The sequence below is a fragment of the Pseudomonas sp. MPB26 genome, assembly GCF_046605355.1.
Lineage (GTDB): Bacteria > Pseudomonadota > Gammaproteobacteria > Pseudomonadales > Pseudomonadaceae > Aquipseudomonas > Aquipseudomonas cedrina.
Genome location: NZ_CP176793.1, coordinates 4,052,317 through 4,066,540 on the forward strand (window position 1 = coordinate 4,052,317; position 14,224 = coordinate 4,066,540).

General features: G+C 59.4%; 18 protein-coding genes. 7 read left to right on the forward strand and 11 right to left on the reverse strand.

Going from position 1 to position 14,224, the window contains the following annotated elements; genetic code table 11:
* Position 1 precedes the first annotated feature (1 nt).
* Positions 2 to 643 carry a pyroglutamyl-peptidase I gene (gene pcp, locus ACLH0H_RS18770; protein ID WP_411379146.1) on the forward strand — a complete coding sequence of 214 codons (642 nt, stop codon included), beginning with the start codon at positions 2 to 4 and terminating at the stop codon, positions 641 to 643.
* 15 nt (positions 644 to 658) lie between these two features.
* Here the strand turns inward: pcp and ACLH0H_RS18775 are convergent, their stop codons facing one another.
* The 5 genes from ACLH0H_RS18775 to ACLH0H_RS18795 form a co-directional block, all read right to left on the reverse strand.
* Entirely contained in the window at positions 659 to 883 is a 225-nt protein-coding gene (locus ACLH0H_RS18775; protein WP_411379147.1) for a hypothetical protein, read from the reverse strand.
* 128 nt (positions 884 to 1,011) lie between these two features.
* Positions 1,012 to 2,412 carry a heavy metal sensor histidine kinase gene (locus tag ACLH0H_RS18780; RefSeq protein WP_411379148.1) on the reverse strand — a complete coding sequence of 467 codons (1,401 nt, stop codon included), beginning with the start codon at positions 2,410 to 2,412 and terminating at the stop codon, positions 1,012 to 1,014.
* The gene (locus ACLH0H_RS18785; protein WP_411379149.1) at positions 2,409 to 3,080 is read right to left on the reverse strand and encodes a heavy metal response regulator transcription factor; all 672 of its coding nucleotides are present in this window, start codon (positions 3,078 to 3,080) and stop codon (positions 2,409 to 2,411) included. Before ACLH0H_RS18785 ends, ACLH0H_RS18780 begins: the two co-directional genes overlap by 4 nt.
* A 42-nt stretch (positions 3,081 to 3,122) precedes the next feature.
* Positions 3,123 to 3,368, reverse strand: a complete 246-nt coding sequence (locus tag ACLH0H_RS18790) for a DUF2790 domain-containing protein (RefSeq protein WP_411379150.1) — start codon at positions 3,366 to 3,368, stop codon at positions 3,123 to 3,125.
* Positions 3,369 to 3,495: 127 nt separating this feature from the next.
* Entirely contained in the window at positions 3,496 to 4,266 is a 771-nt protein-coding gene (locus ACLH0H_RS18795) for an alpha/beta fold hydrolase (protein WP_411379151.1), read from the reverse strand.
* 206 nt (positions 4,267 to 4,472) lie between these two features.
* Between ACLH0H_RS18795 and ACLH0H_RS18800 the strand changes: the two genes are divergently transcribed.
* The gene (locus ACLH0H_RS18800; RefSeq protein WP_411379152.1) at positions 4,473 to 5,150 is read left to right on the forward strand and encodes an HAD family hydrolase; all 678 of its coding nucleotides are present in this window, start codon (positions 4,473 to 4,475) and stop codon (positions 5,148 to 5,150) included.
* Positions 5,151 to 5,169: 19 nt separating this feature from the next.
* Here the strand turns inward: ACLH0H_RS18800 and ACLH0H_RS18805 are convergent, their stop codons facing one another.
* From ACLH0H_RS18805 to csrA, 3 genes are all read right to left on the reverse strand, one after another.
* Complete coding sequence (locus ACLH0H_RS18805; protein ID WP_411379153.1) at positions 5,170 to 5,469, reverse strand: hypothetical protein; 300 nt, start codon at positions 5,467 to 5,469, stop codon at positions 5,170 to 5,172.
* Between the two features lie 95 nt (positions 5,470 to 5,564).
* A complete protein-coding gene (locus ACLH0H_RS18810) occupies positions 5,565 to 5,804 on the reverse strand; it encodes a hypothetical protein (RefSeq protein WP_411379154.1) in 240 nt (79 codons plus the stop codon).
* Positions 5,805 to 6,015: 211 nt separating this feature from the next.
* On the reverse strand, positions 6,016 to 6,210 hold the full coding sequence (gene csrA, locus ACLH0H_RS18815) for a carbon storage regulator CsrA (RefSeq protein WP_003192511.1): 195 nt from the start codon (positions 6,208 to 6,210) through the stop codon (positions 6,016 to 6,018).
* Between the two features lie 262 nt (positions 6,211 to 6,472).
* Here csrA and ACLH0H_RS18820 point away from each other — a divergent pair, with 262 nt between their 5' ends.
* Positions 6,473 to 6,838 carry an SPOR domain-containing protein gene (locus ACLH0H_RS18820; protein WP_411382437.1) on the forward strand — a complete coding sequence of 122 codons (366 nt, stop codon included), beginning with the start codon at positions 6,473 to 6,475 and terminating at the stop codon, positions 6,836 to 6,838.
* Positions 6,839 to 6,868: 30 nt separating this feature from the next.
* On the opposite strand, the gene ACLH0H_RS18825 is transcribed toward ACLH0H_RS18820, so the two are convergent.
* The 3 genes from ACLH0H_RS18825 to ACLH0H_RS18835 form a co-directional block, all read right to left on the reverse strand.
* Complete coding sequence (locus tag ACLH0H_RS18825; protein ID WP_411379155.1) at positions 6,869 to 7,558, reverse strand: endonuclease; 690 nt, start codon at positions 7,556 to 7,558, stop codon at positions 6,869 to 6,871.
* 4 nt (positions 7,559 to 7,562) lie between these two features.
* Complete coding sequence (locus ACLH0H_RS18830) at positions 7,563 to 7,814, reverse strand: DUF1654 domain-containing protein (RefSeq protein ID WP_186691990.1); 252 nt, start codon at positions 7,812 to 7,814, stop codon at positions 7,563 to 7,565.
* A gap of 181 nt (positions 7,815 to 7,995) precedes the next feature.
* Positions 7,996 to 9,084, reverse strand: coding sequence for an asparaginase (locus ACLH0H_RS18835; protein ID WP_411379156.1), 1,089 nt, complete (start codon positions 9,082 to 9,084; stop codon positions 7,996 to 7,998).
* Positions 9,085 to 9,637: 553 nt separating this feature from the next.
* Here ACLH0H_RS18835 and ACLH0H_RS18840 point away from each other — a divergent pair.
* From ACLH0H_RS18840 to ACLH0H_RS18855, 4 genes are read left to right on the forward strand one after another with little or no spacing between them, the layout of a single operon-like run.
* Positions 9,638 to 10,597: a sugar ABC transporter substrate-binding protein gene (locus ACLH0H_RS18840; protein ID WP_411379157.1), complete on the forward strand. Its 960-nt coding sequence runs from the start codon at positions 9,638 to 9,640 to the stop codon at positions 10,595 to 10,597.
* Positions 10,598 to 10,654: 57 nt separating this feature from the next.
* Positions 10,655 to 12,208, forward strand: a complete 1,554-nt coding sequence (locus ACLH0H_RS18845; protein WP_076953591.1) for a sugar ABC transporter ATP-binding protein — start codon at positions 10,655 to 10,657, stop codon at positions 12,206 to 12,208.
* The gene (locus ACLH0H_RS18850; RefSeq protein ID WP_076953593.1) at positions 12,205 to 13,182 is read left to right on the forward strand and encodes an ABC transporter permease; all 978 of its coding nucleotides are present in this window, start codon (positions 12,205 to 12,207) and stop codon (positions 13,180 to 13,182) included. The genes ACLH0H_RS18845 and ACLH0H_RS18850 overlap by 4 nt, the downstream gene beginning before the upstream one ends.
* A gap of 3 nt (positions 13,183 to 13,185) precedes the next feature.
* Positions 13,186 to 14,208, forward strand: coding sequence for a LacI family DNA-binding transcriptional regulator (locus tag ACLH0H_RS18855; RefSeq protein WP_411379158.1), 1,023 nt, complete (start codon positions 13,186 to 13,188; stop codon positions 14,206 to 14,208).
* Positions 14,209 to 14,224 lie beyond the last annotated feature (16 nt).

The following is a 14,224-nucleotide window of genomic DNA, read 5'->3' on the forward strand; positions in this document are numbered from 1 at the left end:
AATGCGCACTGTACTTCTGACGGGCTTCGAGCCCTTTGATCAAGATTCGGTGAACCCGTCCTGGGAAGCGGTGCGCCAACTGGACGGTGTGCAGTTGGACGATGAGGTGCGAATTGTTTCGCATCGACTGCCTTGCGCGTTTGCCACCGCAGGTGAGTGCCTGGCCCGACTGATCGATGAATTGCACCCGGCCATGGTAATTGCTATCGGCCTTGGCCCAGGGCGCAGCGATATCTCGTTCGAGCGGGTGGCGATCAATATCAACGATGCCCGCATCCCGGATAACCTGGGTGAGCAGCCCATTGATACGGCGGTCGTGGCGGACGGCCCGGCGGCGTACTTTACGACACTGCCGATCAAGGCGATGGCCAAGGCCGTGCGCGAAGCGGGAATTGCGGCCTCGGTATCGCAGACGGCGGGGACGTTTGTGTGCAACCAAGTGTTTTATCTGTTGCAGCATACCCTGGCCGGGACGTCCGTGCGCAGTGGGTTCATCCACGTGCCGCTTCTGCCGGAGCAGGTGACGGAGGCGCAGCGGCCCTCGATGGAACTGCATACGTTGGTGACGGGATTGCAGGCGGCCGTACTGGCCGCGTGGCATACACCCGTGGATGCAAAAGAGGCGGGCGGGCAGGTCAGTTGACCTGCCCGATTCACCTCAGGTTGCGAACAGTCGGGTGAGCCCGAAGGTAATGGCGCAGGCCAGGCCTGTCATCGCGAATGCGGTTGCCACGTACCACTTGATAAGATTCAGTTCAGTGGTGGCCAGGTCTGCCTTGGAAGCAAAGTGCTTATCCATGGAGTCTGCCCTGCTCGAAACGTTGATCAGCTTTTCGTTCATTTCAGCCAGCCCCTTTTCCAGTAAACCTAATCGTATTTCCATCCTCGGATCTCCTTTTTCCGTTACCGGCTCTGCCTTGAGCCGCTTGGGGATCGAGAATAGTGTGACCTCAGCCCAACGTTAAGAGACAAACCTTTGCAAAATAACACCAGGCGTCTGGTGCCGGCTGTTCAGTCCTCCCGCCGGGGAAAGAACAATTCAAAACACGTCACCCCCGCGTCACTGCTCACACTGTACCGCCCGTTATGCAGCTGCATGATGGTCGCTACAATTGACAGCCCCAACCCATTGGACTGCGCCGAGCGTTCCCGCGACTCATCGACCCGGTAAAACCGTTCGAACAGGCGCGGCAGATGCACGGCAGCAATGGTTTCGCCTCGGTTGCTGACCCTGAGGTTGATGCCATCCGTCGTCGGCACCGCCTGGATCATCAGCTCGGTGCCCGGCGCACCGTATTTGATGGCGTTTGCACACAGGTTGGCCAGGGCCCGGCGCAGCAGCATCGGCTCGGCCCAGATCATGCCTTCTCCGCCGGCATGAATGCGGATGTCCACGTCGCTCGCCAAGCCTTCAAAGTACTCGGCGATTCGTTCCACCTCATCCGCCGCACTGAGCGCCTGGCGTTGACGCAGCGCGCTGGCCGGGTCGGTGCGGGCCAGGAACAGCATGTTGTCGAGCATCCGCGCCAGGCGTTCAAGCTCTTCGACATTCGACGCCAGCAACTGCTGGTAACTTTCGATGCTGCGGCTCTGTTGCAGGGCGACCTGGGTTTCTCCCAGCAGGTTATTGATGGGCGTGCGCAGTTCGTGGGCCATGTCGGTGGACACCTGGCCCAGTTGTACAAAGCCCTTGGCCAGCCGTTCGAGCATGGTGTTGAACGAATCAATCATGGGCAGCAGCTCTTTTGGCGCGCCTTGGCTGTCGAGGCGTTCGGCGAGGTTGCCGACGCCGATACCCCGGGCGTGGCGGGCCAGGCGCCGCAACGGCAAGAGCCCGCGGTAAACGAGCAGGTAGCCGACCACGGCCAGCATGATTGCGGCGATGCTTGCCAGGATATAAACGCTCAACCGATAGCTGGCGAGCACGGCGGTGCGCTCGGTCATCAGGCGCCCGCTGGTGACTTGGAGGCTGCCAAGGTCGCCGGAGTCGATGGAGGCGGCGACGGTGGAGAAGGGTACGCCGTTCACGCCAGGCAGATGGTGCACGTCGGCAAGGCTCAGCGCATGGTCTTTCGCGACGGGTGGCACGGACGGCAGGTCGATGTTGCCCGGGTTCACCAGCAGCAGGGGTGTCTGCCCCGGCGCCGCGATGCTCAAGACCGACTCGTGGTTGCCCAGCATATTCTGGAACAACTCAGGCTTGGTTTTGATCAGGTCAAGGGTGTTGCTGTCGTTGAGCAAGTTGCGCAGTTGATCGACGCGGGAAATCAAGGCGGCATCGTCACGCATGATCAACTCCCGCTCCAGCTCGCGGTACAGCGCCACGCCCAGGGTGGCCAGCAGGATGAAAGCGAGCAAGGCGAAGATCAGCGCCAGGCGCAGGGTCATCGAATAATGACGACGCTTGTTCATGGCTGGGTATCGAAGCGGTAGCCGATGCCACGCACGCTGTGGATCAGTTTGAGCTGGAACGGGTCGTCGATTTTCAGGCGCAGGCGCCGCACGGCCACATCCACCACGTTGGTGTCGCTGTCGAAGTTCATGTCCCATACCCGTGACGCGATCAGTGAACGGGACAGCACCTGGTCCTGATGGGTCGCGAACAAATGCAGCAGGGCGAACTCTTTGTTGGTCAGGGTGATACGGGTGCCGGCACGGGTCACGCGACGCTTGAGTACATCGATCTGCAGGTCGGCGATCTGCAGCTGTTCTTCTTCCCGGCTGGGGCCGCGGCGGGTCAGGGTACGTAAGCGTGCCACCAGTTCGGCGAAAGAGAACGGCTTGATGAGGTAGTCATCGGCACCCAATTCCAGGCCCTTGATGCGGTCGGCAATATCATCGCGGGCCGTCAGGAAAAGTACCGGTGTGTCGACTTCCTTGCGCAGGCGGCGCAGCACTTCCCAGCCATCCATTTTCGGCATCATCACATCCAGCACGATCACATCGAACGGCGTTTCCAGGGCCTGGTGCAGGCCATCCACGCCATCACGGGCGAGGCTGACGGAGTAACCCAGTTCCTGAAGGCCGTTGAGCAGGTAATTGCCGGCCTTGGGTTCGTCTTCGACTACGAGAATGTTCATGGCAAGTGCTCTGTCTCAATGCGTTGCGCAAGTGTAGCCCGATCAATTGTCACTGGCGCAACCGTTGCCCAGGACTTGGTAGTCCAACACATGTTCGCGGCCCTGGCTGTCCAGGTAGTCGAGTCGCGCCGGGACGACGCCGCATTCGCCGTAGCTGTCAGTGCTCGACAGCACTTTAGCCACGTCCAGGTGTACGAAGAAGCCGGTTTTGTCGTGGATCACCGGTTCAGCGGCAAACACGGAACCGGTAGCGAGCAAAGCGGCAAAGCCGAGGGTAAACAGTTTCATGGCGGTATCTCTCTTTAAGGGTTGGCTGCAAGGTCGTGGCAGCGCGTTCACGGTAACCAGGTGCCTCAAACAGCCAGCCAACAGAATGATGACAAGTGTGTAATGCAGTGCTTTTGCATCGCAGGGCTCAGGGCTGGCGACCGGAGGCTTCAAGGATCAGGTCGGTGATTTCCTTGGCGTGGGACACCAGCGACAAGTGGCTCGAAGGCAGTTCGATGGTGGTCGCGTTCATGCGCTTGGCGAGGAATCGCTCCAGGTCCGGGTTGATGGTCTGGTCATTCGCCGACACCGCGTACCAGGAAGGCTTGGTGTGCCAGGCGGCATTCACGGTGCGGCCGCTGAACAAGGTTTTGGTGATGGGTTGCTGCACGGCGTTCAGCGCCAGGGCCTTGGCGCGCGGGACGTCGGAAGCGAAGTATTTGAGAAAGGCGTCCTGGCTCAGGGTGAGGTAACCATCGTGTTCTTCCACGCCGGAACGCACAGGCATGGCTGGGTACTTGGCCGAGAGCGCGACGAAGTCTTCGTTGGCGTCTGGCGCACGGGCGGCTACATACACAAGGGCGCTGACGTTCGGGTTGGCCCCGGCGTCGCTCACGACGGTACCGGCGTAGGAATGGCCGACCAGCACGGTAGGGCCGTTTTGTTGGGCCAGCACACGGAGGGTGGCGGCGACATCGTCGGCCACCGAGGTCAGCGGGTTCTGCACAGCCGTGACGTGCAGGCCGGCGGCCTGGAGACGGGTGATCACCTCGGACCAGCTCGAGCCGTCAGCCCAGGAACCGTGCACGAGGACCACGTTGTCGGCTTTGATCGGTGCGACGGTGCCGGCCATGGCTGTGCCGGTGCCCAGCATCAGCAGGCTGGCGGCGATCAGGCAGAGTTTGCTTGCAGCTTTCATGGGATAAACCCTTTTCATCAGTAGGAAGTGGCGTCATCCGAAGTGGGTAACTGACGGCTCCACTGTATGAAGTGAGGGTGCTTACGAAACTTACCGCTCCATTACAAACCTGTAATGCAATTGGTGTCGGTGGCGTTTACAAGCAACAGGGTGATCCGTAGATTGCATTGGCCGATTATTGTTCCAACCCAAGAGGAAGCCACGCAGTGTCCATCCCAGGTTCAGCCGTATTCAACCGCCGTTATCGTGCCTTTCTGTTTGATATGGATGGGACGCTGCTCAACTCCATTGCCGCCGCAGAGCGGGTGTGGAGTGTCTGGGCTGAACGCCATGGCCTGGAGGTGGCGGCGTTCTTGAAGACCATTCACGGCGCCCGCGCGATCGACACCATTACCCGGCAAGCACTGCCCGAGGTCGATCCCGAGGTCGAGGCGCAGTGGATCACCGAGGCTGAAGTCAAGGATGTGAGAGGGGTTGTCGCGATTCCCGGCGCCGTCACGTTCCTGAACAGCCTGCCGGGTGACCAGTGGGCACTGGTGACCTCTGCGCCCAGAGAACTTGCGTTGCGTCGGTTGCAGGCTGCGGGAATTGCGCCGCCGGCGGTGCTGGTCACGGCTGAAGATGTTGCCATTGGTAAGCCGAATCCCGCCTGTTACGTGCTGGGTGCGCAACGCCTGGGCGTCCCGGTGCAGGACTGCCTGGTGTTTGAAGATGCGACGATAGGCATCCGCGCGGGCGAGGCTGCTGGGGCGGACGTGATGGTTGTGACGTCGACGCATCACACGCCTATGGTCACCGAACACCCTTCGATTGACGGGTACCTTCAATTAAGCGTACGGCGCGACGCGCAAGGCTTGCTGTCCCTGCAGAATACGGCGGGCTGATACGCAAAGGCCGAGCCTGTTACCGGCCTTGGCCTTGGCCTTGTCCGCCGTGGACGGGGGCGCGCGGCTGCATCCGATGATTCCTCATGCCTTGGCGTGACAGCACCATCTCCCTGAGAATTTCATTGGCCAGCCGTGCGATGGCTTCGGCGCCACGATAGTGCGCACGCACGATCCCTGTCACTGCGAAATGATCGGTTTCCGGGCCACTGAGCACTGCCGAAAGAGTGCCGTCGGCGTGCAATGTACAGGTCACGCTATAGCTGGGCAGACGAGAGGCCAGCGCAGACTCGATCTGGGATTTAGTCAGGGTATCCATCGTGCTTCAGTGCCTTTAACTGATCGTGCAGGCCCAAGCATAGGTCGTGTTCCGGCGGTGTAAATACCGGCGATATGATATCGACGAATGTGGCCTCAGCGTGTCATTTGTCGACACAGTCGACGCTGCACGGCTTTTTGAATGGGTTTGAGGCAAAACAGAAACAAGTACCCGCCCAGCAGCAGCGCCAAATCCAGCCAGGAGTAGGAATCAGTCGGGTCAGTACCTTCGATTGTAGATCTCAGGCCATAGGCCAGTCCCACGAAGACCAGCCCTATCAGTAGGGCGATCATCCAAGACGTGTAAGCAAATGGTGGTGCTGTCGTAGGCCTCATCGTCGTGCTCCTGAACGCACACGGATGGCTGGGTGTCAGTCAGGAGATTCGGCCTTGAATAAAACGACAAGTTCCAGGCGTGAACACAGTTTCATCTTTGTATGAAGATAAATACGTTGGCGACGTGCGCCGCGCTACAACGGGCAGAGCAATTCGAAGGAGTTTTCGCCAGCCGTTACAGTCTACGAAAAGGCTGGCTACTGAAGGCGCTTCAAGGTGTCTGGTTTTTGTCCGGGGCAGTCAGGCCAGCCTGGATGCGCTGGTAGATTTCCTCGCGATGCACGGCAACATCCTTGGGCGCGTTGATGCCGATTCGTACTTGCTGGCCGCTGACGCCCAGGATGGTGATGGTGATGTCATCACCGATGTTTATGCTTTCACCAACTTTGCGGGTGAGTATCAGCATGGACTTCTCCTTGATTACTTTTAAGGACACATGTTTCAGACAGGGCAGGTGTCGGATGTGTGTAGCTTACTGCTAAGCGCTTCCCTGTGACTGCCTCTTTTAGGACGCATAGAGGCGACATTAATTCCCATGGCGGCATCATACAGGTCTGCGATACATGATTCGCATTGTTTAAGCTAACGTTTATGACGGCCAGAATAGACAGTGGATGATAAAGTCGCCTCTTTATCTTTAGAGGAGCAGGGCAGTGCGTAAAGTAGCGATGGCAATGGCGGTGTTGGCATTGGCCGGTTGCGGTGAAGGCAAAAGCGTCGATACACCCGCGCCCAAGCCTGCCCTGACCGAAAGCCAGCCCCAGACCGGCGCAGTTGCCGCCCAGGAATGGGACGTACGCGTCGGCTCGCCGGACCACAAGCTGCAGGCGATCACCGACCTGACGGCCTGGTTGCTGGAGCATGGTTTCAATTTTTATATTGTGAAGGTGAACGGCAAGGACGAGGTGCTGCTGGGGCCGTTCGCAACCAAGGCTGAGGCTGAAGCCAAGCAGACGCTGCTCAATGAAAAAATGGCCCGCGCCAAGAAAACCGACACGGTGTCGCAGGTCGTTGAGCACAAGGCCACGCAGTAAGCGCAAAGTGGGCGGTGGTTGCGCCCGCTTTCAGCCGCAGGCTTTGAGGTTCACCGGGCCGACAAACTCATTGCCCCGGCCCATCACGCACGCCACGGTCTGATTGCGTTGACGCTCCCAGGCCTGCACCGGGTAGGTCTTGTTCCAGGCTTCGTACAGTTGACGATCCTGTTTCGACAGGCGCAAGCCGTATCGCTTGCTCATGTAGAAGTACGTGCGGGCGATCATGCCCCGAATGGACGGGCGCGGCATGACCTTCTTGGCCTTGAAATCCACCTGGGTCAGGCATGAACCGTATTGTCCGCTTTGCACCGGCAGCCAGCCGAAACTGAAGTTGTTACGATCGCCATTGACCTCGCCAATGCTCGGCACCAGGTTATGCAGGTCCGCTTCGGCGCGCTTGAACACGTCATCGTGCCGGGTGCAGTTCTTGCGCCCTCCGTTCTGCCAGCACTGGCGTTGATGCCCGATCTGCCAGGCCGGAACGATGTGCTCCCACTCGATGCGTGCGGCACGGTTGGCATTTTTGCGTGGGACGTAGCCGCAGGCTTTCAAATCCACGCGGTTGCCCGTGTATTTGCACCCGCAATAGAATTCAGTGGATTGTGGGGCGTAAAGTTTCCAGGCAACTTTCTTGGCTTCGCTGAAGGTTCGGGGCGCTTGGGCCTGGGCCGCGACGGCGAAAAACAGGCTAAGCACAGCGATAAAACGGACACCCATTGACTCAATCTTCCTTCGGCACAACCCAGAAAATCTGTACGCCACCGTCGTCCCGATAGGCGAGGGTGACGTTGTCGTTCTCCGCAATTTCTTCCAGCAAACGTGCCCATTCTTCCTCTGGTTCGTCGGGCAGACGGAAGATCAAGGCCGCCTTGGCTTTTTGGGCGCTGGTTGAATTGATGATCTTTTGCACACGAATGGCCAGGCGTTCGTAGGCACCAGGCGGGGTTGGCACTGCGGGAGAAGACTTTGCCACGGAGTATTCCTTAGTTAGCTGTACGCACATACAGTATTTAACTGTAGGTAATTTCGCAACTGCTTAAATTCCAAGCAGTTCGTCTGACAGCCGTTCAGGAGTTTTTGTGTAAGGCGGGGTAGGAAGTGCAGAAGCGAGCTTGCCGGAAAAGGAAGCTCGCTCCTGCGGACAGTTTTAGGAATCAGTATTCCCAGAACATCCGCTGCAGCTCTTTGCTGTCCTGGGTCTTGGTCAGGGCGACCATCGCCAGGATGCGGGCTTTCTGTGGGTTCAGATCGAGTGCGGCAACCCAGTCGTATTTGTCGTCAGGTTGTTCGGCATTGCGCAGCACCATGCCGCCGGCATTGACGTGGGAAGAGCGAATGATCTGTACACCTTGCTTGCGCAGTTCCACCAGTGCGGGCACCACTTTGGAGGACACCGAGCCGTTGCCGGTGCCAGCGTGGATGATGGCTTTTGCGCCCGCTTGAGCCAGGGCCTTATAGGCCGTATCGCTCACGTTGCCATAGCCATAGGCGATTTCAACGTCGGGCAGGCTCTTGATGTTCTTGATATCGAATTCCGAATCCATGGTGTGGCGCTTGGCCGGCAAGCGGAACCAGTAGGATTTGCCTTCAACCACCATGCCCAGTGGGCCCCATGGGCTCTTGAACGCTTCGGTCTTGATATTGATCATCTTGCTGACGTCGCGACCCGACTGGATCTCGTCGTTCATGGTGACCAGCACGCCCTTGCCGCGAGCCTCTTTGCTGCTTGCCACGGCAACGGCGTTGTACAGGTTGAGCATGCCGTCCGCCGACATGGCGGTGCCTGGGCGCATGGAGCCGACCACCACGATTGGCTTGTCGGTCTTTTCTACCAGATTCAGGAAGTAGGCGGTTTCTTCAAGGGTGTCGGTACCGTGTGTGATCACGATGCCGTCCACGTCCTTGCTGTCGGCCAGTTCGGCGACGCGGCGGCCCAGTTGCAGCAGGTTTTCGTTGTTGATGCTTTCGGACGCAATTTGCATCACTTGCTCGCCGCGTACATTGGCGATCTGGCTAAGCTCAGGAACACCGGCGATCAATTGCTCGATGCCGACCTTGGCCGCCTGATAAGTGGCACTGTTGGCAGCACTGGCGCCAGCGCCGGCAATAGTGCCGCCAGTGGCGAGGATGACCACGTTCGACAGTTTGGCCTTGGTTTCGACTTCCTTTGCCTGGACGGCAACGGGGAACAGCAGGAGGAGGGCTAACGCGCCCGGAGCAAAAGTCTTTAGTGCAGATTTCATTATTTTTCTCTCTGGTTTTTGATGAGTGCTGTAGCCGGTTCATCTAGAACGCCCGGGCGGTTCTGAATGCCGCGGGGTGTGGGGGGTAGAGCAGGATCTGTACCAGGCTGAAAGTGTTTGTGGATATAAAATAACCTATTGATTTATAAGAGATTAATTTGTATTTAAGAGCCGTTTAAACAAGTGTGCGTCCGGCTTTCCGAACATAGGGTCGTGTTACGTTCGGTTGTCCGAAAACCTGACGGTTAATCCACGAAGATGCATGGGGGCAGGGGATACAATCTGTCGTTTTAGAGAACGACTGGGCGCGCACGATGTTTAAGCGGGCCGTTGTTGCGGGACGAGCGAGGGACTTGGATGAAAGACTGTTTTATACCGTTGACAAATCTCGACAAGGTTCTCATAGTTTGAACAACGCAAACGTTTGCGAGATGTTTCACGGCCTCTTATGGCGCCGTGTCACAGCTCGTATCAGCTACCCAGGTGGGAAGGCTGCCGAAGTGCTCTTCGGTGCAAGCGTTGCTCACAATAATCATAAGATCGGAGTGAACCCATGAAGCTGCCATTTGCTGGACGTCTTCTTGCTGTCGCTGTGCTTGCCGCTGCATCCGCTGCCCTGCCTCTCTCTTCTGCATTCGCTGATGAAGCTGCCGCCAAACCCAAGGTCGGCCTGGTCATGAAATCCCTTGCCAACGAATTCTTCGTGACCATGCAGGAGGGCGCCAAGGACTACCAGAAATCCCACGCCGCTGATTTCGACATGATCACCAACGGTATCAAGAACGAGACCGACACCAGCGCGCAGATCGATATCGTCAACCAAATGATCCTCGCCAAGGTGAACGCCATCGTCATCGCGCCCGCCGACTCCAAGGCGCTGGTCACCGTGCTAAAGAAAGCCTCCGATGCCGGTATCAAGGTCGTCAACATCGACAACCGCCTTGATCCGGACGTGCTCAAAAGTAAAAACCTCGACATACCTTTCGTTGGCCCGGACAACCGCAAGGGGTCCAAGCTGGTGGGCGACTACCTGGCCAAGCAACTGGCGGCCGGCGATGAAGTCGGCATCATTGAAGGCGTGCCGACTACCACCAATGCCCAGCAGCGCACCGCTGGCTTCAAGGACGCGATGGATGCCGCAGGCATGAAAATCGTCTCCACCCAATCCGGCAACTGGGAGATCGACCAGGGCCAGAAGGTGGCCTCCGCAATGCTGAGCGAGTACCCGAAAATCAAGGCGCTGTTGGCGGGTAACGACAACATGGCGTTGGGTGCCGTGTCCGCAATCCGCGCTGCAGGCAAGGCTGGCAAGGTCCAGGTTGTCGGCTACGACAACATCGAAGCCATCAAGCCGATGCTGCAGGACGGCCGCGTCCTGGCGACCGCCGACCAGGCCGCTGCCCAGCAAGCCGTGTTCGGTATCCAGAACGCGCTCAAGCTGGTCAAGGGTGAGAAAGTCGAGTCCAAGGACGGCGTGATCGAAACCCCGGTCGAACTCGTCCTCAAGAAGTAATCCCGGCAATGCCCAACAGCGTCCGCTCGTCCTGAGCGGGCGCCTGGAGATTTTCCTATGTCATCTTCCGCCCCGAACGCTGTCCTCTCGGTCAGCGGTATCGGCAAGACCTATGCCCAACCGGTTCTGTCCGACATCACCCTGACGCTCAATCGCGGGGAAGTGCTGGCGCTGACCGGTGAGAACGGCGCAGGCAAGAGCACCTTGTCGAAGATCATCGGCGGGCTGGTTACGCCGACCACCGGGCACATGCAGTTCAATGGCCAGGACTTCCGCCCCGGCAGCCGCACCCAGGCCGAAGAGCTGGGCGTGCGTATGGTCATGCAGGAACTCAACCTGCTGCCAACACTGACCGTGGCTGAAAATCTGTTCCTGGATAACCTGCCCAGCCACTGTGGCTGGATCGACCGCAAGCACCTGCGCAAGGCCGCGATCGAGGCCATGGCCCAGGTCGGGCTGGACGCCATCGACCCCGACACCCTGGTTGGCAGCCTGGGCATTGGCCATCAGCAGATGGTCGAAATCGCCCGTAACCTGATCGGTGATTGCCATGTACTGATCCTCGACGAACCGACGGCCATGCTGACCGCCCGTGAAGTCGAGATGCTGTTCGAACAGATCACTCGCCTGCAGGCCCGGGGTGTGGCGATCATCTACATTTCACACCGGCTGGAAGAGCTGGCTCGTGTTGCCCAGCGCATCGCGGTATTGCGCGACGGCAAACTGGTCTGTGTCGAGCCGATGGCCAACTACAACAGCGAGCAACTGGTCACCTTGATGGTCGGTCGCGAGCTGGGCGAGCACATTGACCTGGGGCCTCGGACCATCGGGGGGCCAGCCCTGACGGTGAAAGGCCTGACGCGTTCGGACAAGGTCCGCGACGTGTCCTTCGAAGTGCGCGCCGGTGAGATCTACGGCATCTCCGGCCTGATCGGCGCGGGCCGTACTGAATTGTTGCGCCTTATCTTCGGCGCCGACTTGGCTGACAGCGGCACCGTGGCGCTCGGTTCGCCTGCCCAGGTGGTGAGCATTCGCTCGCCGGTGGACGCGGTGGGCCACGGTATTGCCCTGATCACCGAGGACCGCAAGGGCGAGGGCCTTCTGCTGACCCAGTCCATCAGTGCCAACATCGCCCTGGGCAACATGCCGGAAATATCCGGCGGCGGCGTGGTCAACAGCCGCGACGAAACGGCCTTGGCCAAACGCCAGATCGATGCAATGCGCATCCGCAGTTCCGGCCCGGCGCAGTTGGTGTCCGAGCTGTCCGGCGGCAACCAGCAGAAAGTCGTCATCGGCCGCTGGCTGGAGCGCGACTGTTCGGTGATGTTGTTCGATGAGCCGACCCGTGGCATCGACGTCGGTGCCAAATTCGACATTTATGCCTTGCTCGGCGAATTGACCCGCCAGGGCAAAGCGCTGGTGGTGGTGTCCAGCGACCTGCGTGAACTCATGCTGATCTGCGACCGCATCGGCGTGTTGTCGGCCGGGCGCTTGATCGAAACCTTCGAGCGCGACAGCTGGACACAGGATGAATTGCTTGCCGCCGCTTTCGCCGGCTATCAGAAACGTGATGCGCTGCTCAACGACGCAGTGCTTAGGGAAACCCCATGAAAACTTCAACTTCCCCCGGCAAGACCGGCGGCAACTTCTACGGCCTGGGCACTTACCTGGGTCTGGCAGGCGCCTTGCTGGCGATGATTGCGCTGTTCTCGGTGCTCAGCGATCACTTCCTGTCCTACGACACGTTCAGCACCCTGGCCAACCAGATTCCAGACCTGATGGTGCTGGCGGTGGGCATGACGTTTATCTTGATCATCGGCGGCATCGACCTGTCGGTAGGCTCGGTGCTGGCGCTGGCGGCATCGGCGGTCAGCGTGGCGATCCTCAGCTGGGGCTGGAGCGTGTTGCCGGCTGCCGTGCTGGGCATGGGCTGCGCGGCATTGGCCGGTACCATCACCGGCTCGATCACCGTGGCCTGGCGCATCCCGTCGTTTATCGTGTCCCTCGGCGTGCTGGAAATGGCGCGTGGCGTGGCGTACCAGATGACCGGTTCGCGCACCGCTTACATCGGTGATTCGTTCGCCTGGCTGTCCAATCCGATTGCCTTTGGTATTTCGCCGTCGTTCATCATTGCTTTGCTGGTGATCGTCGCCGCGCAGCTTGTACTGACGCGTACCGTGTTTGGTCGTTACCTGATCGGCATCGGCACCAACGAAGAGGCTGTACGCCTGGCGGGGATCAATCCCAAGCCCTACAAGATCCTGGTGTTCAGCCTCATGGGCCTGTTGGCCGGTGTGGCGGCACTGTTCCAGATTTCGCGCCTGGAGGCGGCAGACCCAAACGCCGGTTCCGGCCTTGAACTGCAGGTGATCGCGGCAGTGGTCATTGGCGGCACCAGCTTGATGGGGGGACGCGGTTCGGTGATCAGTACCTTTTTTGGTGTGTTGATTATTTCGGTCCTGGCCGCCGGCCTTGCACAGATCGGCGCCACGGAACCCACGAAGCGCATCATCACCGGTGCCGTGATCGTGATTGCCGTGGTCCTCGACACCTACCGCAGCCAGCGCGCCAGTCGGCGGGGCTGAATCATGGCAACGATCAAGGATGTGGCAGCGCTTGCAGGTATTTCCTACACCACCGTGTCCCACGTGGTGAACAAGACGCGCCCGGTCAGCGAGCCGGTACGCATCAAGGTTGAAGCAGCGATCAAGCAGCTCGACTATGTACCCAGTGCCGTCGCGCGTTCGCTCAAGGCCAAGACCACGGCCACCATCGGTTTGCTGGTGCCCAACAGCCTCAACCCGTATTTTGCGGAGTTGGCACGGGGCATCGAGGACTACTGCGAGCGTAACGGCTATTGCGTGATCCTCTGCAACTCCGACGACAATGCGCAAAAGCAGCGCAGCTACTTGCGTGTGTTGCTGGAGAAGCGTATCGACGGCTTGATCGTGACCTCGGTGGGTGGCGATGACAGTGGACTTGCCGCAGGCTTGAACGCGGTGCGTACGCCCATGGTGATTGTCGACCGGGCGCTGGATGGCATTGACGTGGACCTGGTCCGTATCGACCACGAGGAGGGCGCCTACCTGGCAACCCGGCACTTGCTTGAACTGGGCCACCGCGACATCGCCTGTATCGGCGGCCCGGTCCATACCCGGGTTGCGCAAATGCGTCTGGCGGGTTACCACCGCGCGCTGCGTGAGGCCGACGTGGAAGTGGCTGCAGATCGCACCCAGGAAAGCGACTTCACCAGTACTGGCGGTTATGCTGCTGCCGTGAAATTACTGGCACAGAACCCGCCCAGTGCGATCTTTGCCAGCAACGACATGATTGGTTTCGGCGTGCTGCGTGCAGCCGCAGAACGCAACATCCGCGTGCCGGGCGAGCTGTCGGTGATCGGTTTCGATGACATTCAAATGGGTCGTTACGTCTACCCGGCGTTGACCACGGTCGGACAGTCGATCGTCCAATTGGGCGAGACGGCGGCCGAGCTTTTACTGCGAAGAATTGCAACCCCCCAACTGCCGATCGATCAACGCATCGTGACGCCGAGCATCGTGTTGCGCGAATCGACGGCCCCTGTCGCGGGTACGTTCGCCAAATACCGCTGAAACGAATTGATGAGTA

Excerpts from the sequence above, each read along its gene's own strand:
- pcp (WP_411379146.1), top strand. The coding sequence starts at position 2 with ATGCGCACTGTACTTCTGACGGGCTTCGAGCCCTTTGATCAAGATTCG.
- ACLH0H_RS18775 (WP_411379147.1), bottom strand. The coding sequence starts at position 883 with ATGGAAATACGATTAGGTTTACTGGAAAAGGGGCTGGCTGAAATGAAC.
- ACLH0H_RS18780 (WP_411379148.1), bottom strand. The coding sequence starts at position 2,412 with ATGAACAAGCGTCGTCATTATTCGATGACCCTGCGCCTGGCGCTGATC.
- ACLH0H_RS18785 (WP_411379149.1), bottom strand. The coding sequence starts at position 3,080 with ATGAACATTCTCGTAGTCGAAGACGAACCCAAGGCCGGCAATTACCTG.
- ACLH0H_RS18790 (WP_411379150.1), bottom strand. The coding sequence starts at position 3,368 with ATGAAACTGTTTACCCTCGGCTTTGCCGCTTTGCTCGCTACCGGTTCC.
- ACLH0H_RS18795 (WP_411379151.1), bottom strand. The coding sequence starts at position 4,266 with ATGAAAGCTGCAAGCAAACTCTGCCTGATCGCCGCCAGCCTGCTGATG.
- ACLH0H_RS18805 (WP_411379153.1), bottom strand. The coding sequence starts at position 5,469 with ATGGATACCCTGACTAAATCCCAGATCGAGTCTGCGCTGGCCTCTCGT.
- ACLH0H_RS18810 (WP_411379154.1), bottom strand. The coding sequence starts at position 5,804 with ATGAGGCCTACGACAGCACCACCATTTGCTTACACGTCTTGGATGATC.
- csrA (WP_003192511.1), bottom strand. The coding sequence starts at position 6,210 with ATGCTGATACTCACCCGCAAAGTTGGTGAAAGCATAAACATCGGTGAT.
- ACLH0H_RS18820 (WP_411382437.1), top strand. The coding sequence starts at position 6,473 with ATGGCAATGGCGGTGTTGGCATTGGCCGGTTGCGGTGAAGGCAAAAGC.
- ACLH0H_RS18825 (WP_411379155.1), bottom strand. The coding sequence starts at position 7,558 with ATGGGTGTCCGTTTTATCGCTGTGCTTAGCCTGTTTTTCGCCGTCGCG.
- ACLH0H_RS18835 (WP_411379156.1), bottom strand. The coding sequence starts at position 9,084 with ATGAAATCTGCACTAAAGACTTTTGCTCCGGGCGCGTTAGCCCTCCTC.
- ACLH0H_RS18840 (WP_411379157.1), top strand. The coding sequence starts at position 9,638 with ATGAAGCTGCCATTTGCTGGACGTCTTCTTGCTGTCGCTGTGCTTGCC.
- ACLH0H_RS18845 (WP_076953591.1), top strand. The coding sequence starts at position 10,655 with ATGTCATCTTCCGCCCCGAACGCTGTCCTCTCGGTCAGCGGTATCGGC.
- ACLH0H_RS18850 (WP_076953593.1), top strand. The coding sequence starts at position 12,205 with ATGAAAACTTCAACTTCCCCCGGCAAGACCGGCGGCAACTTCTACGGC.
- ACLH0H_RS18855 (WP_411379158.1), top strand. The coding sequence starts at position 13,186 with ATGGCAACGATCAAGGATGTGGCAGCGCTTGCAGGTATTTCCTACACC.